This is a genomic window from Pseudomonas sp. RIT-PI-o (assembly GCF_001297215.1).
GTDB lineage: Bacteria > Pseudomonadota > Gammaproteobacteria > Pseudomonadales > Pseudomonadaceae > Aquipseudomonas > Aquipseudomonas moraviensis_A.
Genome location: NZ_LHPA01000026.1, coordinates 99,477 through 122,996 on the forward strand (window position 1 = coordinate 99,477; position 23,520 = coordinate 122,996).

20 protein-coding genes and 2 tRNA genes are annotated in these 23,520 nt (G+C 60.4%); 16 read left to right on the forward strand and 6 right to left on the reverse strand.

All coding sequences use genetic code 11. The features are described from left to right. Positions 1 to 14: 14 nt before the first annotated feature. From AEQ63_RS17345 to AEQ63_RS17360, 4 genes are all read left to right on the forward strand, one after another. Positions 15 to 368, forward strand: a complete 354-nt coding sequence (locus tag AEQ63_RS17345; RefSeq protein ID WP_064364216.1) for an MGMT family protein — start codon at positions 15 to 17, stop codon at positions 366 to 368. A 43-nt stretch (positions 369 to 411) separates the two neighbouring features. Next, positions 412 to 1,971, forward strand: coding sequence for an AmpG family muropeptide MFS transporter (locus AEQ63_RS17350; protein ID WP_042608240.1), 1,560 nt, complete (start codon positions 412 to 414; stop codon positions 1,969 to 1,971). A 129-nt stretch (positions 1,972 to 2,100) separates the two neighbouring features. After that, a complete protein-coding gene (locus AEQ63_RS17355) occupies positions 2,101 to 3,816 on the forward strand; it encodes a proline--tRNA ligase (RefSeq protein WP_064364217.1) in 1,716 nt (571 codons plus the stop codon). Positions 3,817 to 3,833: 17 nt separating this feature from the next. After that, entirely contained in the window at positions 3,834 to 4,787 is a 954-nt protein-coding gene (locus AEQ63_RS17360) for a hypothetical protein (protein ID WP_042608242.1), read from the forward strand. A 94-nt stretch (positions 4,788 to 4,881) separates the two neighbouring features. Here the strand turns inward: AEQ63_RS17360 and dinB are convergent, their stop codons facing one another. Beyond that, the gene (gene dinB, locus AEQ63_RS17365) at positions 4,882 to 5,943 is read right to left on the reverse strand and encodes a DNA polymerase IV (protein WP_042608243.1); all 1,062 of its coding nucleotides are present in this window, start codon (positions 5,941 to 5,943) and stop codon (positions 4,882 to 4,884) included. Between the two features lie 279 nt (positions 5,944 to 6,222). Here dinB and AEQ63_RS17370 point away from each other — a divergent pair. The 5 genes from AEQ63_RS17370 to AEQ63_RS17390 all read left to right on the forward strand — a co-directional run bounded on the left by AEQ63_RS17370 (position 6,223) and on the right by AEQ63_RS17390 (position 11,675). Then, positions 6,223 to 6,299: transfer RNA gene (locus AEQ63_RS17370), tRNA-Met, on the forward strand. A 221-nt stretch (positions 6,300 to 6,520) separates the two neighbouring features. Next, positions 6,521 to 6,597, forward strand: a tRNA-Met gene (locus tag AEQ63_RS17375). A gap of 279 nt (positions 6,598 to 6,876) precedes the next feature. Beyond that, entirely contained in the window at positions 6,877 to 9,516 is a 2,640-nt protein-coding gene (gene mprF, locus AEQ63_RS17380; RefSeq protein ID WP_064364218.1) for a bifunctional lysylphosphatidylglycerol flippase/synthetase MprF, read from the forward strand. Next, positions 9,516 to 10,811 carry a virulence factor family protein gene (locus AEQ63_RS17385; protein ID WP_064364219.1) on the forward strand — a complete coding sequence of 432 codons (1,296 nt, stop codon included), beginning with the start codon at positions 9,516 to 9,518 and terminating at the stop codon, positions 10,809 to 10,811. Before mprF ends, AEQ63_RS17385 begins: the two co-directional genes overlap by 1 nt. Before the next feature lie 552 nt (positions 10,812 to 11,363). After that, positions 11,364 to 11,675 (forward strand): DUF3077 domain-containing protein, encoded by a 312-nt coding sequence (locus AEQ63_RS17390; RefSeq protein ID WP_064364220.1) that lies wholly within the window; start codon positions 11,364 to 11,366, stop codon positions 11,673 to 11,675. A 162-nt stretch (positions 11,676 to 11,837) separates the two neighbouring features. Here the strand turns inward: AEQ63_RS17390 and AEQ63_RS17395 are convergent, their stop codons facing one another. After that, positions 11,838 to 13,679: a potassium transporter Kup gene (locus AEQ63_RS17395; RefSeq protein WP_371857548.1), complete on the reverse strand. Its 1,842-nt coding sequence runs from the start codon at positions 13,677 to 13,679 to the stop codon at positions 11,838 to 11,840. 349 nt (positions 13,680 to 14,028) lie between these two features. On the opposite strand from AEQ63_RS17395, the gene rimO reads away from it, so the two are divergent. From rimO to tsaA, 6 genes are all read left to right on the forward strand, one after another. Continuing rightward, the gene (gene rimO / locus AEQ63_RS17400; protein ID WP_042607049.1) at positions 14,029 to 15,366 is read left to right on the forward strand and encodes a 30S ribosomal protein S12 methylthiotransferase RimO; all 1,338 of its coding nucleotides are present in this window, start codon (positions 14,029 to 14,031) and stop codon (positions 15,364 to 15,366) included. A 322-nt stretch (positions 15,367 to 15,688) separates the two neighbouring features. Then, the gene (locus AEQ63_RS17405; protein ID WP_064364221.1) at positions 15,689 to 16,162 is read left to right on the forward strand and encodes a GNAT family N-acetyltransferase; all 474 of its coding nucleotides are present in this window, start codon (positions 15,689 to 15,691) and stop codon (positions 16,160 to 16,162) included. A 184-nt stretch (positions 16,163 to 16,346) separates the two neighbouring features. Beyond that, positions 16,347 to 17,057 carry an rRNA pseudouridine synthase gene (locus AEQ63_RS17410; RefSeq protein WP_042607046.1) on the forward strand — a complete coding sequence of 237 codons (711 nt, stop codon included), beginning with the start codon at positions 16,347 to 16,349 and terminating at the stop codon, positions 17,055 to 17,057. Positions 17,058 to 17,127: 70 nt separating this feature from the next. Next, positions 17,128 to 17,598, forward strand: a complete 471-nt coding sequence (locus AEQ63_RS17415) for a DUF1456 family protein (protein WP_064364222.1) — start codon at positions 17,128 to 17,130, stop codon at positions 17,596 to 17,598. Between the two features lie 129 nt (positions 17,599 to 17,727). Then, positions 17,728 to 18,498 (forward strand): SDR family oxidoreductase, encoded by a 771-nt coding sequence (locus tag AEQ63_RS17420; protein ID WP_064364223.1) that lies wholly within the window; start codon positions 17,728 to 17,730, stop codon positions 18,496 to 18,498. A 183-nt stretch (positions 18,499 to 18,681) separates the two neighbouring features. Further along, positions 18,682 to 19,380 carry a tRNA (N6-threonylcarbamoyladenosine(37)-N6)-methyltransferase TrmO gene (gene tsaA, locus AEQ63_RS17425; RefSeq protein ID WP_064364224.1) on the forward strand — a complete coding sequence of 233 codons (699 nt, stop codon included), beginning with the start codon at positions 18,682 to 18,684 and terminating at the stop codon, positions 19,378 to 19,380. A 156-nt stretch (positions 19,381 to 19,536) separates the two neighbouring features. On the opposite strand, the gene fpr is transcribed toward tsaA, so the two are convergent. Beyond that, positions 19,537 to 20,316 carry a ferredoxin-NADP reductase gene (fpr, locus tag AEQ63_RS17430; RefSeq protein WP_007908723.1) on the reverse strand — a complete coding sequence of 260 codons (780 nt, stop codon included), beginning with the start codon at positions 20,314 to 20,316 and terminating at the stop codon, positions 19,537 to 19,539. Positions 20,317 to 20,448: 132 nt separating this feature from the next. Between fpr and AEQ63_RS17435 the strand changes: the two genes are divergently transcribed. After that, the gene (locus AEQ63_RS17435; RefSeq protein ID WP_042607042.1) at positions 20,449 to 21,375 is read left to right on the forward strand and encodes a LysR family transcriptional regulator; all 927 of its coding nucleotides are present in this window, start codon (positions 20,449 to 20,451) and stop codon (positions 21,373 to 21,375) included. Here the strand turns inward: AEQ63_RS17435 and AEQ63_RS17440 are convergent. The 3 genes from AEQ63_RS17440 to AEQ63_RS17450 form a co-directional block, all read right to left on the reverse strand. Beyond that, complete coding sequence (locus AEQ63_RS17440) at positions 21,372 to 21,734, reverse strand: diacylglycerol kinase (RefSeq protein WP_042607041.1); 363 nt, start codon at positions 21,732 to 21,734, stop codon at positions 21,372 to 21,374. The genes AEQ63_RS17435 and AEQ63_RS17440 overlap by 4 nt on opposite strands. Positions 21,735 to 21,808: 74 nt before the next feature. Further along, positions 21,809 to 22,459 (reverse strand): response regulator transcription factor ErdR, encoded by a 651-nt coding sequence (gene erdR / locus AEQ63_RS17445; RefSeq protein ID WP_027611090.1) that lies wholly within the window; start codon positions 22,457 to 22,459, stop codon positions 21,809 to 21,811. A gap of 224 nt (positions 22,460 to 22,683) precedes the next feature. Further along, entirely contained in the window at positions 22,684 to 23,430 is a 747-nt protein-coding gene (locus AEQ63_RS17450) for a tRNA-uridine aminocarboxypropyltransferase (RefSeq protein ID WP_064364225.1), read from the reverse strand. Between the last annotated feature and the right edge of the window lie 90 nt (positions 23,431 to 23,520).

Consider the following 23,520-nt stretch of genomic DNA (forward strand, 5'->3'; position numbering starts at 1 on the left):
CAGGAGCCGCGTACGTGAAAGACCCGCTCGACAGCGTCGAAAACGATGCGCAAATCCGACGCACGGCGCTCTACTCGACGCTCGCGCAAGTGCCCGAAGGCAAAGTCGTCAGTTATGGACAGCTGGCCGAACTGGCCGGACTGGGCCGCGCCGCGCGCTGGGTCGGGCGCACCTTGAGCCAGTTGCCCGGCGACACCAGGCTGCCCTGGCACCGCGTATTGAGTGCCGGCGGACGCATCAGCCTGCCGGTCGGCAGCCCCTCTGGTGATGAACAACGCGCGCGATTGCGCATGGAAGGCATCACCATCCAGAACAATCGTGTGGATATTCGGCGCCATGGCTGGCGTCCGGTAGAGCACAGCGGTTAGAGTGCGCGCTTTGTTTTCGCAATTTTGAGGCAGACTTCAGCCCATGCCCCGTAAAACCTGGCGCGCCGCGCTCGCCGCCTATGCCAGTCCTTCGACGCTCGTGCTGTTGTTGCTCGGTTTTGCCGCCGGCCTGCCGTACATGCTGGTGTTCTCGACGCTCTCCGTGTGGCTGCGTGAAGCGGGCGTAGCCCGTGAAACCATCGGCTATGCCAGCCTGATCGGCCTGGCGTATGCGTTCAAATGGGTCTGGTCACCGCTGCTCGACCAATGGCGCCTGCCCTTGCTGGGCAAACTCGGTCGTCGCCGTTCCTGGCTGGTGCTCTCTCAGGCACTGGTGATTCTTGGCCTGATCGGCATGGGTTTCTGTGATCCGCAGAAGCACTTGTCCTGGCTGATCGCGATTGCCGTCGTCGTCGCTTTTGCCTCAGCCACGCAAGACATCGCGGTCGACGCCTATCGCCTGGAAATCGCCGATGACAGCCGCCAGGCCGCCCTCGCCGCCAGTTACATGTCCGGTTACCGCGTCGCCGCCCTGCTCGCCACCGCCGGCGCGCTGTTCTTCGCCGAAGGTTTCGGCTCCACCGGTTTCAACTATAAGCACGCGGCGTGGACCGGCACCTATGTGCTGTTCGGCGCATTGATGGTGCCCGCGCTGCTCACCACGCTGTTCATGCGTGAGCCGCCGGTGCCGCTGCGCACGCAGTTGCAGGCCGGGCGCTACACATTCATGCATCAATTGATGTCGGTGTTCGTGCTGATCGTTTTGCTGGTTTCCGTACCGGCGATGTTCACCCAGCTGTACAACACTGATTTCGCTGGCGTGCTGTTCGGCGACATGAGCCCGCTCGACCTGCTGCTCGAAGACCGCGCCTTCCTTCGCGCCATTCTCTATACGCTGCTCACGGGGATGTGTCTGTCGGCCATGGGCCGGCGTGGATTGGCGCCGGTGCTGACGCCGGTCAATGACTTCATCCTGCGTTACCGCTGGCAGGCGCTGTTGCTGCTGGGCCTGATCGCCACCTACCGGATGTCGGACACGGTGATGGGCGTGATGGCCAACGTGTTCTACATCGACCAGGGCTTTACCAAGGATCAGATTGCCAGCGTCAGCAAGATCTTCGGCCTGATCATGACCCTCGTCGGCGCCGGCATGGGCGGCCTGTTGATCGTGCGCTTCGGCATCCTGCCGATCCTGTTTATCGGCGGCGTGGCTTCGGCGGCGACCAACCTGCTGTTCGTGATGCTCGCGGACATGGGGCCGAACCTGCAGATGCTGGTGGTGACCATTTCCCTCGACAACTTCAGCTCGGGCCTGGCGACGTCAGCGTTCGTCGCCTACCTGTCGAGCCTGACCAACCTGAAATTCTCGGCCACGCAATATGCCCTGCTCAGCTCGATCATGTTGCTGCTGCCGCGCCTGATGGGCGGCTATTCCGGCGTGCTGGTCGAGAAGTTCGGCTATCACAGCTTCTTCCTCATCACCGCTCTGCTAGGCGTGCCGACGCTGCTGCTGATTGCGCTGCACTGGTTTCAGGAGCGCCGCCGCGAAGGGCCGACACCGACGCCCGAACCCGCACCGACGCCCGCAACCGAAGAATCGTAGGACACTTCGCCGGTGACGGGAGGAATCCCGCCACCGGACCTTTGCGCCGGCCACACTTCTGTACGTCAGCAAAACTCGCCGGTACACTGCTCCGTCATTTCCAGTCATAGCAACCGACAACGGCCAAACATGCGCACCAGTCAATTTTTGCTCGCCACACAGAAAGAAACGCCTTCCGACGCGGTCGTGATCAGTCATCAGCTGATGCTGCGCGCCGGCATGATCCGCAAGCTTGCCTCGGGCCTGTACACCTGGCTGCCCATGGGCCTGCGAGTCATGCGCAAGGTCGAAGCCATCGTTCGCGAAGAAATGAACGCTGCCGGTTCTCTGGAAGTGTTGATGCCGAGCACCCAACCGGCCGAGCTGTGGCAGGAATCGGGGCGCTGGGAAGAATACGGCCCTGAGCTGCTGCGCATCAAAGACCGCCACGGTCGTGATTTCTGCGCGGGCCCGACCCACGAAGAAGTGATCACCGATCTGATGCGCAACGAGTTGAGCAGCTACAAACAGCTGCCGATCAACCTGTACCAGATCCAGACCAAATTCCGTGACGAAATTCGCCCACGCTTCGGTTTGATGCGCGGCCGCGAATTCATCATGAAGGACGCCTACTCCTTCCACGCCGACCAGGCGTCGCTGCAGATCACCTATGACCGCATGCATGAGGCGTACTGCAACGTGTTCACGCGTCTGGGCCTGAAATTCCGTCCGGTTGAAGCCGACAACGGTTCGATCGGTGGCGCCGGCTCCCACGAGTTCCACGTGCTGGCCGAGTCCGGCGAAGACGATATCGTTTTCAGCAACGCCTCCGACTACGCGGCGAACATCGAAAAAGCCGAAGCGGTGCCACGGGAAACCTCGCGCCCTGCGCCAACCGAAGAGCTGCGCCTGGTCGACACACCGGACACCAAAACCATCGCGGCGCTGGTGGAAAAATTCAATCTGCCGATTGAAAAGACCATCAAGACCCTGATCGTTCATGCCGAAGAAGAAGGCAAGCTGATCGCGCTGGTGATCCGTGGCGACCACGAACTGAACGAAATCAAGGCTGCCAACCAGCCAGGCGTGGCCAGCCCGCTGGTGATGGCCTCCGATGCCGAACTGCGTGATGCGATCGGCGCCGGCGCTGGCTCGCTCGGCCCGCTGAACCTGCCGCTGCCGATCATCATCGACCGCTCGGTCGCGATGATGAGCGACTTCGGCATCGGCGCGAACATCGACGACAAGCACTACTTCGGCGTGAACTGGGAGCGTGATCTGCCGATTCCGACCGTTGCCGACCTGCGCAATGTCGTTGCGGGCGACCCAAGCCCGGACGGTAAAGGCACGCTGGAAATCAAGCGCGGCATCGAAGTCGGCCACATCTTCCAGCTGGGTAACAAGTACAGCAAGGCGATGAAGTGCGAAGTGCTGGGCGAGAACGGCAAGCCGGTGACCCTGGAAATGGGCTGCTACGGCATTGGCGTATCCCGCGTGGTTGCCGCTGCGATCGAGCAGAACAACGACGCCAACGGCATCATCTGGAGCGACACGCTGGCGCCATTCCAGATCGCTCTGGTACCGCTGCGCTATGAAACCGAGCAGGTTCGCGAAGCCACCGACAAGCTGTATGCCGAACTGACGGCGGCCGGTTTCGAAGTGCTCCTGGACGATCGCGACAAGAAAACCAGCCCGGGCATCAAGTTCGCCGACATGGAGCTGATCGGCATTCCACACCGGATCGTGGTCAGCGACCGCGGCCTCGCCGAAGGCAACCTGGAATACAAGAGTCGTTCCGCAGCAGAGGCGCAAGCGCTGCCGGTGGCCGATGTTGTGTCCTTCCTTCAGGCCCGTATCCGCCGCTGAAACCAGATAGAGACGTCATGTTCAAGCGAAACACCTTAGGCCTCGGTGGCGCCGCCCTGTGCGGCGCCCTGCTGGTCAGCGGCTGCGCCAATCACATGTCGCAACGCAGCGAGCACGAAGAGCGGGTCGAGCGAAAGTTGCTCGATCACAGCCTGCAGATCGATGTCGGCGAGCCCAAGGTGCTCGAGCTGCCGCAGCGACGCGTGAAGATCAACGAGCAGAAGACCTTCGAAGTCACCGAGTTCGAAGTCACCCGCCGTTACGACCGCTACACGCCTTACCAACCCTGGCGCGAAGTCTATGAGATTCCGCTGGGCGCGGTGGCCGTGGTCGGTGGTGTAGGTGCGAACGTGGTCAACGTGTTCGCCCTCGGCAACCTGCCGGACAGCGTCACCAAGGATTGGCTGAGCTACGGTTTCGCCGGGCTCAACCCGTTCATGAACGCGCAGTCCAACGGTCGCGCGCAGCAGAACCTCGCGGGCATCGACGAAGTCCAGCGCGACAAGCGCACGGAGTATTCGAGCCTGCCATGGAGCGAGCGCCCGGTGCAGGTGAAGGCCGGCAAGCAGACGTTCGACATGACCACCGACCGCAACGGCGTGCTGCGCTTGAACCTGCTCGACAGTCCTTTCGCCGAACATGACCTCAATCATATCGGCCGCTTGCAGATCAGTGTCGAAGACGCCAAGGATGACGTGCACTCCGACTCGACACTGATGCTCAGCGGTCACCTGCGCGGCAAGTTGCTGGAAGCGCACGGGCTGATTTATGACGATCTGGAAGATGACGAGGTGAGCCAGTGGGTGCACCGGGTCAAACGCCTGTCGGAACTGGGCCTGGAAGAGGAAGCCAGCGAACTGGAACAAAGCCTGATCGAACTGACGCGCAATGATCCGGAGTTGCAGACTGAGTTTCTCAAGTCTTTGGCCAAGGATGCCGGGCGTTTAGTGGCTGATCCGGGGCCGAATTAAGCCTTGAAAGATCGCAGCCTTCGGCAGCTCCTACAGGGTGTACACCATCCCGGTGTAGGAGCTGCCGAAGGCTGCGATCTTTTGCTTTGACGATCTACCGCTCAAACAACTCCATCTGCTCAAACCCGCCGCGCAAATCCTCCAGCCTCACCCCCACTCCCAACAACCGCACCGGCTTGCCGCCGCGATTGAACGCCTGCGTCAGCAGCAACTGATAACTGCCCAGGTCCCGCCCTGCCCCGGCCTGTTCCAGTGTGGTCTGGGTAAAGTCATGAAATTTGACTTTGACGAACGGCTTGCCCGGTCGGTAACTGCTGTCGATCCGCGCCATGCGGTTTTTCAGGGTGTCGAGCAGCTCGGGCAATTTGTCGAGGCAGGCGCGCAAATCCGGAAGATCAACATCGTAGGTGTTTTCCACACTGATCGACTGACGCCGACTGTCGTTGTGCACCAGGCGGTCATCGATCCCACGGGCGAGATTCCACAATCGCTCGCCAAAACTGCCGAATTCGCGCACCAGCGCCAGCCTGCCCCATTCGCGCAAGTGCTGGCAGTCAACGATGCCGAGCTTGCCGAGCTTGTCGGCGGTGACCTTGCCGACGCCATGCAGCTTGCTCACGGGCAGACCGCTGACGAAATCCTCGACCTGATCCGGGGTGATCACGAACAAGCCGTTGGGTTTCTTCCAGTCGCTGGCGATCTTCGCCAGAAACTTGTTCGGCGCGACGCCAGCGGAAACGGTGATGTGCAGTTGATTGGAAACCCGGCGGCGGATGTCCTGGGCGATGCGCGTGGCGCTGCCGCCGAAATGCGCGCTGTCGGACACATCCAGGTAAGCCTCGTCGAGCGACAGCGGCTCGATCAGATCGGTGTAGTCGGCGAAGATCGTATGAATTTCCTTCGACGCTTCCCGATAAGCGTCCATGCGCGGCTTGACGATGGTCAGGTCCGGGCACAGCTTCAACGCATGCCCGGAGGCCATTGCCGAGCGCACGCCATAGGCGCGCGCTTCATAGTTGCAGGTGGCGATCACCCCGCGACGGTCCGCCGAACCACCCACCGCCAGTGGCTTGCCGGCCAGACGCGGGTCGTCGCGCATCTCGATGGCGGCGTAGAAACAGTCACAGTCGATGTGGATGATTTTTCGCTGGGTCATGTCGGAAAAAGCAACGTGGCAAGCCGGAGCGGCAGTATCTCATTGGCACCTGTATATAGCACCAGTGGTTGAATGTTCTTTTCCGACCGTAGGATATTTCCGACGAATTTATTTTCTCAATCAAGGATCGCCGCCCAATAGAGCTGAAAGCCTTGCGCGGCCTGCCCTGCGTGCCGATCACCGGATCCCGAAAAGGTCCTAAGCGCTTGAACCTCAACAGATTTATCCAGATCGAAGGTTGACACACTCGCGAACCTCTGTAGAATGCCGCCACACAGACGCGGGATGGAGCAGTCTGGTAGCTCGTCGGGCTCATAACCCGAAGGTCGTCGGTTCAAATCCGGCTCCCGCAACCAAACATCGAAAAAGGCTACTCGAAAGAGTGGCCTTTTTTGTGCGCGTCTGTTTTGTGCAACCAGCGTCGCGCGACACGGGTTGAGGAAAAACGGGATTTCTTTGGATTTCCGAAACTTAACGCGCGCCTGCGACCGTTTGCCGCGATTTCGCAGTTATTTGACCCATTCCCGGATTAGCGGTTGACACCTCGCCGTTCGCCTGTAGAATGCCGCCACACAGACGCGGGATGGAGCAGTCTGGTAGCTCGTCGGGCTCATAACCCGAAGGTCGTCGGTTCAAATCCGGCTCCCGCAACCAAACATCAAAAAAGGCTACTCGAAAGAGTGGCCTTTTTTGTATCTGTCGAAAAAGTCCTTTCGCAACAATGATCTGTCACTGTGCAGTGAACCGCTGGGGATCATCAGAAGTGCTGTGTTGCGACTATGCTTGAGTCGCAGACAGGCTTTCTGCAATCCAGGAACTGCCCTCGCCGATGCCCGACGAGAGGCGTAGTATTTTGTGATTATTTTTTTCTACAGGGATTGGTAACTTGGCTGGATACCTCCATCCTGTCGCGCACAATCCAAGAGGTGATTGATGCGCGCCAACTCGTCTGATCCACAAGACACCGTTACAGCAGAACAACCGATCAAACCCCAGCGTTTGCGCTGGCTGGATCGGTTAAGCAAATACCGTCAACCGATCGGTCTGGCGGTGACGTTGCTGCTGTTTGCCATTGCCCTGATTGCCTGCCGCCATCTGCTCGCCGAGCTCGATCTCGACGCGTTGCATGACTCGATTCTCGACGTACCGAAACCGGCCCTGCTCGGCGCCATCGGCGCGACCGTGATCGGTTTCATCATTCTGCTCGGCTATGAATGGTCGGCCAGCCGCTACGCTGGCGTGAAGCTGCCGCCGCGCACGCTCGCCCTCGGCGGCTTCACCGCGTTTGCGATCGGCAATGCGATTGGCCTGTCGCTGCTGTCCGGCGGCTCGGTTCGTTATCGTTTATATGCGCGATTGGGTGTCGGTGCGTCAGAAGTTGCGCACATGACGCTGTTCGCCAGCCTCTCGCTGGGCTGCGCATTGCCGCCGCTGGCTGCGCTGGCAACGTTGAGCAATTTGCCCGCTGCCTCGCAAGCGCTGGGACTGTCCGAAGTCTTGCTTGGTTCGGTCGCCGCCGCCGTACTGATCCTCGGTGCAGTGTTGGCGATAGGCATCTATCGCCGTCGTCTGCCGGAACAACCCTACCCCGACAATCTGCTGGTTCGCGCCGGTCGGCGGACATTGCGCCTGCCGGGTCGACGCCTGACCCTTCTGCAACTGCTGATCACCGCTCTCGACGTCGCGGCTGCCGCCACCGTTCTCTACTTGTTGCTGCCGGAAGCGCCGCCGTTTGCGCCATTCCTGCTGGTCTACCTGTTGGCGCTGGCCGCGGGCGTGCTCAGTCATGTGCCGGGCGGCGTTGGCGTGTTCGAAGCGATTCTGCTTGCCGCGTTTGCCGATAAGCTCGGCGCCGCGCCGCTGGCCGCTGCCCTGCTGCTCTATCGCCTGATCTACGTGGTGTTGCCGCTGCTGGTCGCCTGCGTGTTGCTGCTGATCAACGAAGGCCAGCGCCTGTTTCAGACCCAGACCATGCGCGCCGCGTCCGGTCTGGCGGCGCCGATTCTGGCGGTGCTGGTGTTCCTGTCGGGCGTGGTGCTGCTGTTTTCCGGCGCGACCCCGGAGATCGACACGCGCCTGGAGCACATCGGTTTTCTGATCCCGCATCGATTGGTCGACGCCTCACACTTCGGCGCCAGCCTGATTGGCGTTTTGTGCCTGTTGCTCGCCCAAGGCCTGCGTCGGCGCCTGTCGGCGGCGTGGATGCTGACTACCATTCTGCTGCTGGTCGGCGCCCTGCTTTCGCTGCTCAAAGGCTTCGATTGGGAAGAAGCCACGCTGATGACACTGACGGCGGCACTGCTGGGTGTGTTCCGCCGCTCCTTCTACCGCCCGAGCCGTTTGACCGAGCTGCCGTTCTCGCCGCTGTATCTGGTCGCCAGCCTGTGCGTGCTGGGGGCCTCGGCCTGGTTGCTGCTGTTCGCCTATCAGGACGTGCCCTACAGCCATCAACTGTGGTGGCAGTTCACCCTCGACGCTGACGCGCCGCGCGGCCTGCGCTCGCTGCTCGGCGCGGCGGTGTTGCTGGTGATCATCTCCCTGACCTGGCTGCTGCGCACCGCGCGCCCGGTGATTCATTTGCCGACGCCGGACGAACTCGACCGCGCAGCGAAAATCCTCATGGCCTCGTCGCAACCCGATGGCGGCCTCGCGCTGACCGGTGACAAAGCGCTGCTGTTTCATCCCAACGACGAGGCGTTTCTGATGTACGCCCGGCGTGGCCGCAGTCTGGTGGCGCTGTACGACCCGATCGGGCCGAGCCAGCAACGCGCGGAAATGATCTGGCAGTTCCGCGACCTCTGCGACATCCACCACACCCGCCCCGTGTTCTATCAAGTGCGCGCGGAAAATCTGCCGTACTACATGGACATCGGCCTGACCGCGATCAAACTCGGCGAAGAAGCCCGGGTCGATCTGCAACGCTTCGATCTGGAAGCCAAGGGCAAGGAGATGAAAGACCTGCGCTACACCTGGAACCGTGGCACCCGCGACGGTCTGTCGCTGGAAATCCATGAGCCGGGTCAGGCGCCGATGGATGAGCTGAAGGTCATTTCCGATGCCTGGTTGACCGGCAAGAACGTGCGCGAGAAAGGCTTCTCCCTCGGCCGTTTCAGCGACGATTACCTGAAGCATTTCCGCATCGCGGTGATTCGCTTCGAAGGCCGTCCGGTGGCGTTCGCCAATCTGCTTGAGACTTACAGTCACGATCTGGCCAGTCTCGACCTGATGCGCGCGCACCCGGAAGCGCCGAAGCTGACCATGGAATTCATGATGGTCGGCCTGATTCAACACTATAAGAGTCACGGATACGCGCGCTTCAGCCTGGGCATGGTGCCGTTGTCGGGGTTGCAACCCCGCCGTGGTGCGCCACTGACCCAGCGTCTGGGCTCGATGGTTTTCCGCCGTGGTGAGCAGCTGTACAACTTCCAAGGCTTGCGCCGCTTCAAAGACAAGTTCCAGCCTGACTGGGAACCCCGTTATATGGCCGTGCCCGCCGGACTCGATCCGCTCGTGGCGCTGGCCGACACTGCTGCCCTGATCGCGGGCGGCTTGACTGGATTGGTGAAACGCTGATGATTCAACGCTCCCTGAAGTACATCCTGGCCGCACTGATTGTGCTGGCCGTGATTGCCGGCGGCGGTTACTGGTACCTCAAACGCCCGGCACCGGAACCGACCGTCGAACAGCTCAAACCCGCCGATGGCGCGGCCATGACCCGGGTGATTCCGGGCAGCAAGCCGAAGGCTCAGGTGTTGGTGGCTGTCACCGACGAACAGAAGCTCTCCGAAAAACAACTGACCACCCTCAGCCGCAGCGCTTCGGCGCAGATCGTTCAGGTGATTCTGCCCAAGGACTGCCTGCTGCAGAGCCGCGCACTGCAATCGGGCCTGCGCGAACTGAACGGCCCGGCCACTCTGGTCAGCGGCATCGGCCCGGGCGCCGTGCTGGCGTGGCGCTGGCTGGCGGAACAGAAAGACGACAAGGCCCAGGCCATCTCCGTCGATCTGGCCCTGGAAAAGCCCGGCTGCACCCACCTGCTGCCAAAATCCGCCGCCCACGGCCACTGGCTGGTGGCGTGGAACGACAACCCGGACGACGCCAGCGCAGGTTTCGTCCGCGATCAGCCGAACGCCGAAACCAGCATCAGCGACTACGACATCAACCTGCCGCAAGTGCTGAACAACGAACTGCGCAAAATCCTCGTCGGCGGCGACAAGGCCAACGGCGGCCTGGCGATCCCGGTCGTGGAAGTTCCGGCCGGTCAGGCCAACGACACCGTGACCCTGTTCCTTTCCGGTGACGGCGGCTGGCGCGACCTCGACCGCGACGTCGCCGGGGAAATGGCCAAGATCGGCTACCCGGTGGTCGGCATCGACACCCTGCGCTACTACTGGCAGCACAAGAGCCCGGAACAAAGCGCCCTCGACCTCACCGAACTGATGCAGCACTACCGGCAGAAATGGGGCACCAAGCGCTTCATCCTCACCGGCTACTCGTTCGGCGCGGACGTCCTGCCAGCGATCTACAACCGCCTGCCAGAGAACGAACAGCAGCGCGTCGACGCGATCATCCTGCTCGCCTTCGCCCGCACCGGCAGCTTCGAAATCGAAGTCGAAGGCTGGCTCGGCAACGCCGGCAAAGAAGCCGCCACCGGCCCGGAAATGGCCAAGCTGCCAGCGGCCAAGGTTGTGTGCATCTATGGTGAAGAAGAGGCGGATGAGAGTGGCTGCACCGACAAGACTGCCGTTGGCGAAGCAGTGAAACTGCCCGGCGGACATCACTTTGATGAAAACTACCCGGCGCTGGCCAAGCGCTTGGTGGAGCTGATTCAGAAGCGCCAGAGCAAGGATTCGGTCGCCGAAGAGTGATCTGAGCCGCCGACTACAAAAGCCCCCGCCATCTCACAATAGCGGGGGCTTTTTACATTTGCGTGGATCACCCCAATCCCCTGTAGGAGTGAGCCTGCTCGCGATAGCGGAGTGTCAGCCACCTATTTGCCAACTGACACACCGCTATCGCGAGCAGGCTCACTCCTACAGGGAAACAAGTGTCCGACGTTTAGTTTCGTTTACGTCTGGTCTCGCAATATCAGATGACGCCCACAGACCTTGTAGGCAAACTCCGAAACTCGTGTTCGGGCGCTTTGCCGCTCTATTGCGCTGTTTTTTGACGGGATACTCTCCGGACGTCGCTGACCCATTCAGCGATCGGGCTTGGTAACCCGGTGGAATAAGGCGCAACAGCGCACCCGACACGACTCAGGCGAAATCCCGTCCGAGCCCCTGTGTTATGGCAGCTGTGTGTGGGACGCTTTCGAGCGTGCCGGTTTCCTTGGTTCCCCGGTTTACCAACCTGCGCACAGCTGCCACCCATTCGCTTGGTATCGGATGCGGCAGCTCTCGAAATCAAGGGAACTGACAATGAACAATCAATCTGATCTTAAAACCATCGGCTTCACCCCTTTCCTCTATAACTCGGATCAAGCGTTCTTCAACGTCCGCTCCGGCATCCCGATCATCAATGCCTTGTCCCAATCCTCCGACCTGCTATCCCTCGCCAAATCCTTCGCAGAAGACGCAGCTTTCAACAGAGACACCGACCGCCATGCCTGGGCCGCGCATTACCTGACAGTGATGGGCAAAGCCTTGATTGATGATGTAATTCAGGCGTTGATGCCACGACCTGCGCGTACGAAGACCGAGTCTGAATCAGAGATGCCTGAAAGCTTGTAGAGGTTTGCAGATCAAAAGATCGCAGCCTTCGGCAGCTCCTACATGGAATGCGAAACCTGTAGGAGCTGCCGAAGGCTGCGATCTTTTGATCTGAAGTTGCCGCCCACAAAAAAGCCCCCGCCAGCTATAAAGCTACCGGGGGCTTTTGAGTTGCGGCGGGGCTTACATCTCCACCTGCGTTCCCAACTCAATCACCCGGTTCAACGGCAAATTAAAGAACCGCAGATTGCCATTGGCATTCTTCAACATGAACGCAAACAGCGCCTCACGCCAACGCGCCATGCCCTCGAGTTTCGAGGCGATCACCGTCTCGCGACTGAGGAAGTAAGTGGTACGCATCGGGCTGAAGTCGAGGTCTTCGAGATGACACAGCTTCAGCGCCTGCGGTACGTCCGGCTCATCAGTGAAGCCGAAGTGCAGGATCACCCGGAAGAAGCCTTCACCGTGCGCTTCCACTTCGAAGCGCCGCGATGGCGGTACGCGAGGGATGTCTTCGTAGACCACGGTCAGCAACACCACCTGCTCATGCAGCACCTGGTTATGCAGCAGGTTGTGCAACAGCGCGTGCGGCACGGCATCGGAGCGGGCAGTGAGGAACACCGCCGTGCCCTGTACGCGATGCGGGGGTTGTACGCGGATGCTGCTGATGAAGATCGGCAGCGGCAGCGCGCCTTCGTCGAGGCGTTCGACCAGCAGTTGTTTGCCGCGCTTCCAGGTGGTCATCAGCACGAACAGGGCGATACCGGCGATCACCGGGAAGGCGCCGCCCTGAACGATCTTCGGCACGTTGGCGGCGAAGTACAGGCCGTCCACCAGCAGGAAGCCAAGCAGCACCGGTACCGCAAGAATCGGTGGCCATTTCCACAGCAGCAGCATGACCGCCGACACCAGAATGGTGGTCATCAGCATGGTGCCGGTCACCGCCACGCCATAAGCCGAGGCCAGTGCGCCAGAGGATTCGAAGCCGATCACCAGCAGTACCACGCCGACCATCAGCGCCCAGTTCACCGCGCCGATGTAGATCTGGCCCTGCTCGTCGCTGGAGGTGTGCTGGATGTACATGCGCGGGATGTAGCCGAGCTGGATCGCCTGACGGGTCAGGGAGAATGCGCCGGAAATCACCGCTTGCGAGGCGATCACCGTGGCCAGTGTCGACAGGCCGACCAGCGGAATCAGCGCCCAGCTCGGTGCCAGCAGATAGAACGGGTTGCGCGCGGCGTCAGGATTTTCCAGCAGCAACGCACCCTGGCCAAAGTAATTCAGCACCAGCGCCGGCAGCACCAGCAAGAACCAGGCGCGAGCGATCGGCTTGCGGCCGAAGTGACCCATGTCGGCGTACAGCGCTTCGGCGCCGGTCAGCGCCAGCACCACGGCGCCGAGAATCGCCACGCCCATGCCCGGATGCACGATGAAGAAATTCACCGCCCACATCGGATTGATTGCGTGCAGCACTTCCGGGGTATGGCTGATGCCGTACACGCCGAGGGCGCCGAGGACGACAAACCAGGTGACCATGATCGGCCCGAACAGGATGCCGATCCGCGCGGTACCGTGGCGCTGGATCAGAAACAACGCGACCAGCACGACCAGGGACAGCGGCACCACCCAGTGATCAATGCCGTCGAACGCCAGGCCGAGGCCTTCGATCGCTGATAACACGGAGATAGCCGGGGTGATCATGCTGTCGCCGTAGAACAGCGCCGCGCCGATCAGCCCGCAGACCACCAGCAACGTACGCAGGCGCTTGCGCCCCGCCGCTGCCCGCCGTGCCAGTGCGGTGAGGGCCATGATGCCGCCCTCGCCCTGGTTGTCGGCGCGCAGCACGAACATCATGTACTTGATCGAGACCACCCAGATTAGCGACCAGAAGATCAACGACAGAATGCCGAGTACGCCGTCGTGATTGACCGGCACACCGTATCCGCCGGAAAACACTTCCTTGAGGGTGTACAACGGGCTCGTGCCGATGTCGCCATAAACCACCCCGACCGCCGCGACCAGCATGCTCAGCGGTCTGCTCGCCGAACCCTCGGCGCCCGCCGCATGACTACTTGCCTGACCCATCCAACACTCCTGATCTCGATACCGGCTTCTTAGAAGGAAGCACTATGCTTTGTATTGCAGCATGCGCTGTTTTACCTGTTGTTACAGACCAATGATTGACTGCAAGAAATCGGTAAAGCTCAACGGCGCGAAGCATAGCGCAGCACTCGTCGTATTTCCCCGTATAAAGCTGGTCAAGTGCGTTGCCCGCCGCTAGAATTGCGCACTTTTTGATCAGAGGCGCGCCCTAAGCGCCCATCCGTCGGTTTGCGCATCAAGCAAGCGACGTCACAAAACACCGAGGTTAGACATGTCCACCACTCCTGCGCCGGCCAATCCCAAGGTTGGCTTTGTATCTCTGGGTTGCCCGAAAGCACTGGTCGACTCCGAGCGCATCCTGACCCAGCTGCGCATGGAAGGTTATGACGTGGTGTCCACTTATCAGGACGCCGACGTTGTAGTCGTCAACACCTGCGGTTTCATCGATTCGGCCAAGGCCGAGTCGCTGGAAGTGATCGGCGAAGCGATCAAGGAAAACGGCAAGGTCATCGTTACTGGCTGCATGGGCGTGGAAGAAGGCAATATCCGCGACGTGCACCCGAGCGTGCTCGCCGTGACCGGTCCGCAGCAGTACGAGCAAGTGGTCAACGCCGTGCACGAAGTGGTGCCGCCGCGTCAGGATCACAACCCGCTGATCGACCTGGTGCCGCCACAAGGCATCAAGCTGACCCCGCGCCACTACGCGTACCTGAAGATTTCCGAAGGCTGCAACCACAGCTGCTCGTTCTGCATCATCCCGTCGATGCGCGGCAAACTGGTCAGCCGTCCGGTGGGTGACGTGCTCGACGAAGCTCAGCGCCTGGTCAAATCCGGCGTTAAAGAGTTGCTGGTCATTTCGCAAGACACCAGCGCCTACGGCGTTGACGTTAAATACCGCACTGGCTTCTGGAACGGCGCGCCGGTGAAAACCCGCATGACCGAACTGTGCGAAGCCTTGAGCACGCTGGGCGTCTGGGTCCGCTTGCACTACGTTTACCCGTACCCGCACGTCGACGAGCTGATCCCGCTGATGGCCGCCGGGAAGATCCTGCCGTACCTGGACATCCCGTTCCAGCACGCCAGCCCGAAAGTCCTGAAGTCGATGAAACGCCCGGCGTTCGAAGACAAGACCCTGGCGCGGATCAAGAACTGGCGCGAGATCTGTCCGGACCTGATCATCCGTTCGACCTTCATCGTCGGCTTCCCGGGCGAAACCGAAGAAGACTTCCAGTACCTGCTGAACTGGCTGACCGAAGCCCAGCTCGACCGCGTCGGGTGCTTCCAGTACTCGCCGGTGGATGGCGCGCCGGCCAACGATCTGGATCTGGAGATTGTTCCGGACGAGGTCAAGCAGGATCGTTGGGAGCGCTTCATGGCGCACCAGCAGGCGATCAGCTCGGCCCGTCTGCAAATGCGCATTGGTCGCGAGATCGAAGTGCTGGTGGACGAAGTCGACGAGCAAGGCGCGGTCGGCCGCTGCTTCTTCGATGCGCCGGAGATCGATGGCAACGTATTTATCGACAATGGCAGCAATCTGAAACCGGGCGACAAGGTCTGGTGCAAGGTGACTGACGCTGACGAATACGATTTGTGGGCTGAGCAGATCTGATCTGAAGATCAAAAGCCCCTCACCCTAGCCCTCTCCCAGAGGGAGAGGGGACTGATTGAGGTGTTCTCGCGAGCTTCACCGACCTGAACCATCCAGTCGAACTCAGGTTTTGAACAGCACAAAGATCAGCTCCCTTCCCCCTCGCCCCCTTGGGGGAGAGGGTTGGGGTGAGGGGGAGAGCTCTTGCCGGCGACAGAAATAGCCAGCCAGACACCGCAACAAAAACAAAAAGCCCCGCTCTTTTTACAAGATGCGGGGCTTTTTTGCGGCTATCGTTTAGCGGGGGACGGACTCCCTTGAAACGTACAAGAGGCACACGCACATGCGTCAGCATTCGGTCATTCACACACCGAAAATCAGCGATTACCAAGAACTGACCCGGGTCTGGGAGGCCTCGGTCCGGGCGACTCATCAATTCCTGCCGGACAGCTACATCGAGCTGCTGCGCAATCTGGTGCTTACCCGTTATCTCGATGCGGTGATGCTGATCTGTACCAAAGACGCCCAGCAGCGCATCACCGGGTTTGCCGGAGTGGCGGCGGGCAAGATTGAAATGCTGTTCATCGATCCCGATCATCGTGGCCGTGGTTTAGGTAAACAGCTGCTTAAATATGCGATCGAACGGCTGAACGCCGATGAACTCGACGTCAACGAACAGAACCCACAGGCGCTGGGGTTTTACGAGAAACAGGGCTTCGAGGTGATCGGACGCTCCGAGGTCGACGGCATGGGCCAGCCCTACCCGTTGCTGCATATGCGCCTGCGGCAGTCCCAGCAGCGCTCAGGCAACGGCTGACACACCACAACCCTGTAGGAGTGAGCCTGCTCGCGATAGCGCCAGACCAGCCGACAACAATACTGAATGTCATAAAGCAATCGCGAGCAGGCTCACTCCTACAAATAACGATACCGAAATGGAACCGGGCTTAACCGCTTCCACACAGGTACAATGCCCACCCCTTTTTTGTTACGGCCCTGTCATGACTGACCCGATTCGCCTCTCCAAACGCCTCATCGAACTGGTCGGTTGCTCCCGCCGGGAGGCCGAGCTGTTCATTGAGGGCGGCTGGGTTACCGTGGACGGCGAAGTCATCGATGAGCCGCAATTCAAGGTTGGCGATCAAAAGGTCGAACTCGACAAGGACGCCAAGGCCACCGCGCCGGAGCCGGTGACCATCCTGCTCAACGCCCCCGCCGGCATGGATGTCGACAGCGCCATGCAGTCGCTCAGCGCCGAAACCCTCAGCGAAGAGCACCGCTACGGCAAGCGACCGTTGCGCGGACATTTCCTGCGGCTCACCGCCAGCGCCGACCTGCAGCCCAAGGCCAGCGGCCTGCTGGTGTTCACCCAGGACTGGAAAATCCTGCGCAAACTCACTGCCGACGCCGCGAAGATCGAGCAGGAATACATTGTTGAAGTAGAGGGTGAGATGGCTGCCCACGGCCTCAATCGCCTGCAGCACGGCCTGACCCACAAGGGCAAGGAGCTGCCACCGGTCAAGGCCAGCTGGCAAAACGAAAACCGTCTGCGCTTCGCCATGAAAAACCCGCAGCCGGGAATCATCGCGCAGTTCTGCGAGGCGGTCGGTCTGAAGGTCATCGGCATCCGCCGCATCCGCATCGGCGGCGTCTCGATCGGCAAGGTCCCGCTCGGCCAATGGCGCTACCTGTCCGGCAAAGAGAAGTTCTGACACTTCCACCGCCGTCCCACATTCCGGCAGCGCTCGCGAGCGCTGCCCACAACGCATCAGGAATACCGACATGGTTCATAACGACGTACTGCGCAGCGTGCGCTACATGCTCGACATCAGCGACAAGAAAGTCGTCGAGATCATCAAGCTCGGCGGCCTCGACGTCACGCTCGCCGATGTAATCACCTGGCTGGACAAGAAAGAAGAAGACGAAGAAGGTTTCGTGCGCTGCCCCGACGAAGTCATCGCCCACTTCCTTGATGGCCTGGTGATCTTCAAACGCGGCAAGGACGAAAGCCGTCCGCCGCAGCCGATCGAAGTGCCGGTGACCAACAACATCATTCTGAAAAAGCTGCGCGTGGCCTTCGAACTGAAAGAAGACGACATGCACGCGATTCTCAAGGCCGCCGAGTTTCCGGTGTCCAAGCCTGAACTGAGCGCGCTGTTCCGCAAGGTTGGCCACACCAACTATCGCCCGTGCGGCGACCAATTGCTGCGTAACTTTCTCAAAGGGCTCACGCTGCGCGTTCGCCCGGCCTGATGCCCTTTTGCGGTGGCGACTGATGGTCGCCACCGCAGCGCATAACCGCTCATTCCCTCTGAAAATAGTGGCTCCGCTTTTCGCGGCTGGCGACTAGGGTGTATTGATCCCTAATCTTCAGGACTCGCCATGCATCCCTACTTTTCCCTGCAAGGCCGCACCGCTCTGGTGACCGGCGGCACCCGTGGTATCGGCAAAATGATCGCCAGGGCCTTTGTCGAGGCCGGCGCCCGTGTCTACGTCTGCTCTCGCGACGCTGAAGCCTGCCATCAAACGGCTGAAGAACTCAGCGCCTTGGGCCAGTGCCACGGCGTGGCGGCGAACCTGGCGACGGAAGAAGGTGTGCAGGAGCTGGCTGCGCGCCTGGGGGAGCAGATCACTCATCTGGACATTCTGGTGAATAACGCCGGCACCACCTGGGGGGCGCCGCTGGAGAGCTACCCGGTCAAGGGCTGGGAGAAAGTCATGCAGCTCAACGTAACCTCGGTGTTCAGTTGCATCCAGCAGTTTCTGCCGTTGCTGCGCAAGGCTGGCTCGGCGGCGAATCCGGCGCGGATCATCAATATCGGTTCGGTGGCGGGAATTTCGTCGTTTGGCGAGCAGGCTTACGCCTATGGGCCGAGCAAAGCCGCGCTGCATCAGCTGTCGCGAATTCTCGCCCGGGAACTGGTGAGCCAGCACATCAACGTCAACGTGATTGCGCCGGGGCGCTTTCCGAGCAGGATGACGCAGCACATTGGTAATGATGAGCAGGCGTTGGCTGAGGACACGGCACTGATTCCGATGAAGCGCTGGGGGCGTGAAGAGGAGATGGCGGCGCTGGCGATCAGCTTGGCGAGCACGGCGGGGGCCTACATGACGGGGAATATCATTCCGCTGGATGGTGGGTTCAGCCTCTAAGATCGGCGGTGACGCTATCGCGAGCAGGCTCACTCCTACAGGGATTTTCAGCGAGCACAGATTTTGTGTACACCCATGACCCTGTAGGAGTGAGCCTGCTCGCGATGGCGTCAGCCCAGTCGCCACCTGCCATAAGGTCTGCCGGGTTATCATGCCCGCCCTACCCCGCTTCGATCCCAAACCATGACCTACAGCGTTTCCCCCATCGGCTTCGTGCGCTCCTGCTTCAAGGAGAAGTTCGCCATTCCTCGCCAGCCCCAACTGGCCCCGGCTGCCCGGGGCGTGCTGGAGCTGGTCGCACCGTTCGATCAGGGTGACGCCGTGCAGGGCCTGGAACAGGTCAGCCACGTCTGGCTGTTGTTCCTGTTTCATCAAGCCCTGGAAGAAAAGCCGCGCCTGAAGGTGCGTCCGCCCCGGCTGGGCGGCAACAAGTCGATGGGCGTATTCGCCACCCGCGCCACACACCGACCGAACGGCATCGGTCAGTCGGTGGTGAAGCTGGACAAGGTTGAAGCCCATCGGTTGTTCATTTCCGGGATCGATTTGCTCGACGGGACCCCGGTGCTGGATATCAAGCCGTATGTGCCATACGCCGATATCATCCCGGGGGCGACCAACCACATCGCCAGCGCGGCGCCGCACTTGATCGATGTGCAGTGGACGGATTCGGCGCTGCAACAGGCGCACATACACGCACAGCGCCTCGACGAGCCGTTGGTTGCGTTGATTGAACAGTGTCTGGCGCAGGATCCACGTCCGGCGTATCAGACACCGGCGCCGGAACGGGAATATGGCGCGCAGTTCTGGGATCTGGACGTGCGCTGGCATTACCCGACGCCTGCGCAGATTTGCGTGCTGGAAGTCATCCCGGCTGGCGAATGACACCCGCAAACGAAAAAGCCCGCGCTGCCTTCTCAGGCTACGCGGGCTTTTTGCTTTTCTGTAGGAGTGAGCCTGCTCGCGATTTCGGTGGATCAGTCAAGATGGATTTCGACTGACGCGGCCCTATCGCGAGCAGGCTCACTCCTACAAGGGGTGTTATTTTTCGACGAACGCACGCTCGATCAGATAATCACCCGGCTCGCGCATCCGCGCCGAGATCTTCAGGCCGAAGCTGTCGAGCACTTCGCTGGTCTCGTCGAGCATGCTCGGGCTGCCGCAGATCATCGCGCGGTCGTCCTGCGGGTTAATCGGTGGCAGGCCGATGTCGCTGAACAGCTTGCCGCTGCGCATCAAGTCGGTCAGGCGGCCCTGATTCTCGAACGGCTCGCGGGTCACGGTCGGGTAGTAGATCAACTTGTCACGCAGCGCTTCGCCGAAGAACTCGTTCTGCGGCAGGTGCTCGGTGATGAATTCGCGGTAGGCGACTTCGTTGACGTAACGCACGCCGTGAACCAGGATCACTTTTTCAAAGCGCTCGTAGGTTTCCGGGTCCTGAATGACGCTCATGAACGGCGCCAGACCGGTGCCGGTGCTCAGCAGGTACAAGTGCTTGCCCGGGTTCAGGTCATCAAGAACCAGCGTGCCGGTAGGCTTCTTCGAGATGATGATCTCGTCGCCTTCCTTCAAATGCTGCAGCTGGGAGGTCAGCGGACCGTCCTGTACCTTGATGCTGAAGAACTCGAGATGCTCTTCCCAGTTCGGGCTGGCGATCGAGTAAGCGCGCATAAGCGGGCGGCCGTTGGGTTGTTGCAGGCCGATCATCACGAACTGACCGTTCTCGAAGCGCAGGCCCGGATCGCGGGTGCACTTGAAGCTGAACAGAGTGTCGTTCCAGTGATGAACACTGAGGACACGCTCGTGGTTCATGTTGCTCATGTACGTTTGACTCCTGGAGATTGGTCTGCGCGGCTCGATGAGGCTTAACGTGCGCAATTGCATCGCATTCTAATAGCGACGACAATATCTGTTAACTGGATTATTAAGATAAGGGTTATCGGTTATATCGATATGCGATTTACTCTCCGTCAACTGCAAGTCTTCGTCGCCGTCGCCCAGCAGGAAAGCGTATCCCGTGCTGCGGGTCTGCTCAACCTCTCGCAATCGGCGGCCAGCACTTCGATCACCGAGCTCGAGCGCCAGTCCAGCTGCCAGCTGTTCGACCGCGCCGGTAAGCGCCTGAGTCTCAACGCCCTCGGTAAACAGCTGTTGCCGCAAGCGGTGGCCCTGCTCGATCAGGCCAAGGAAATCGAAGACCTGCTCAACGGCAAATCCGGTTTCGGCTCTTTATCAGTGGGGGCGACGCTGACCATTGGCAACTATCTGGCAACCCTGCTGATCGGCAGTTTCATGCAGCGCCACCCCGAAAGTCAGGTCAAGCTGCACGTGCAGAACACTGCCAATATCGTGCAACAAGTCGCGCATTACGAAATTGATCTGGGTCTGATTGAGGGCGATTGCAGCCATCCCGACATCGAAGTGCAGAGCTGGGTCGAAGATGAGCTGGTGGTGTTCTGCGCGCCACAGCATCCGTTGGCCAAGCGCGGCAGTGCGACAATGGAAGAGCTGACCCACGAGGCGTGGATTCTGCGGGAACAGGGTTCCGGCACGCGCCTGACCTTCGATCAAGCCATGCGCCACCACCGCAGTGCGCTGAACATTCGGCTGGAGCTGGAACACACTGAAGCGATCAAACGCGCGGTGGAGTCAGGGCTGGGGATTGGCTGTATCTCGCGGCTGGCGCTGCGCGATGCCTTCCGCCGCGGCAGCCTGGTGCCGGTCGAGACGCCGGATCTGGACCTCGCCCGGCAGTTCTATTTCATCTGGCATAAACAGAAGTACCAGACCTCGGCCATGCGCGAGTTTCTCGACCTGTGCCGCGCGTTTACCGCCGGGGTGCAGCGCAGCGACGAGATCGTCTTGCCGACCATCGCTTAAAGCAGAATCACCGCCCACACCAGCGCGATCATGCTCAATGCCACGAACTGCGCGGCGCTGCCCATGTCCTTGGCATTTTTCGACAGCGGATGCAGTTCCAGCGAGATACGGTCAATGGCCGCTTCCACCGCCGAATTGAGCAGCTCGACAATCAGCGCCAGCAAGCAAACCGCGATCAACACGGCCTGCTCGACTCGGCTGACATTGAGGAAGAATGTCAGCGGAATCAGCACCACGTTGAGCAGCACCAATTGGCGGAACGCTGCTTCGCCGGTGAAGGCGGCACGCAAGCCGTCAAGCGAATAGCCGGACGCGTTGAGGATGCGTTTCAGGCCGGTCTGGCCCTTGAAAGGTGACATAAAGAAGAAACCAACCAAAAAGGAGTGGGGAAGCTAGATCAACGAAAGTCAAAAAAGCGTGAAACAGCCAGTCATCACTGGCTCGGAATTGACTCAAGTTGTTGCAGCAGTAAAGCCGCTTGCGTGCGAGTGCGCACATTCAATTTGCGAAAGATCGCCGTGACGTGAGCCTTGATGGTCGCTTCCGACACGCTCAACTCGTAGGCGATCTGCTTGTTCAGCAGGCCTTCGCAGACCATGGTCAGCACGCGGAACTGTTGCGGCGTCAGGCTGGCCAGACCATCGCTGGCGGCTTTCGCCTCATCCGACACGCTCACCGCTTCGAAGGCTTGCGGCGGCCAGAACACATCGCCATCAAGCACTTTGCGCACCGCTTGCTGGATCACGTTCAAGTCGCTGGACTTGGGAATAAAGCCGCTGGCACCAAATTCGCGGGACTTGACCATCACCGAAGCTTCTTCCTGGGCCGAGACCATCACCACCGGAATCTGCGGATACTGTCCGCGCAGCATGACCAACCCGGAAAACCCGAAAGCGCCGGGCATGTTCAGATCCAGCAGGACCAGGTCCCAGTCAGACTTTTCGGTCAGGCGTGCTTCCAGTTCGGCGATGCTCGCCACTTCCACCAGCCGAACATCCGGGCCAAGGCCCAGCGTCACCGCTTGATGCAGGGCACTACGAAACAATGGGTGATCATCGGCAATCAGGATGTCGTATGTGGCCATTTTTCAAATGATCCTGTTTTTGATGGCAGACCCGGTGCATTCCGGTCTGGCCAAAACAACTCAAGATGTCGCGTTTGAAGCGATATCCACAGGGGCACGTTCAACGCCAATCAACTGCAAAAACGGCGTTTCAAACCTTGGCCGCACCCTAATCGGCGCCAAGCATGCCCAGCGAAGCCAGGGTGGTCAAGCAAGATGGCCAGCGCTGTCGACAGTATGGGCCACTATCGGGCCAACTCCGGCTGCGGCTTTCGTATATAAGGCAACAACTCGGCGTGAGCGGCAGTTGATTCATTCACGTCCAGTTGCTGCTTGGCACCCAGGTAATGCTGGCTGAACACATCGAAGTAGGCGTCCAGTGCCGATGCGGCATCGCTGTCGCCGGCCAGTTCCAGACACAGCGCGGCGACTTCAGCGGTACACAAATGCTCGCTGCGAGTCGAGCGGCGCAAGCGATAGCGCGAGAGTTTGTCGGGCAGCAGACTGAGAATCGGCAAACGATCGAAATACGGACTCTTGCGGAAAATCTTGCGCGCTTCGGTCCAGGTCGCATCGAGCAGAATGAACAACGGACGCTTGCTGCTATCGACGCTCACCGTGTTGGTTACCCGCGACGGCTCGACATATTCACCCGGAAACACCAGATACGGCTGCCATTGCGGATCGTTGAGCAATGCGAGCATATGCGGGTCAGGCTCGGTGCGCGACCAGATAAACGCGTGGTTGTCGCGCACCACGTCGGCAATCAGCCAGCCGGTGTTGCTGGGCTTGAACACTTCCTTGCCGGTCATGATCAGGCACACGCCGGAACGGGTGTCGACGCTCGGCCGCCACGCGCACAGGCAATGGCTGATGATCACTCGGCAATCACGGCAGCGCTCGGAGCGAAACCCGCGCGCCTGAATCGGCTTGATGCCTTCATCTTCGCGCTGATCGCGCAGGCGGGCCACGGCGTTGGGGGCATGGTTCATCGCAGGCGACACCGGCAGACAGGGAAACTCGACACGAACGACACTCGGCAGGGCAATAAAGGCCGGCAGTTTACCAGAGCGACGGCTACA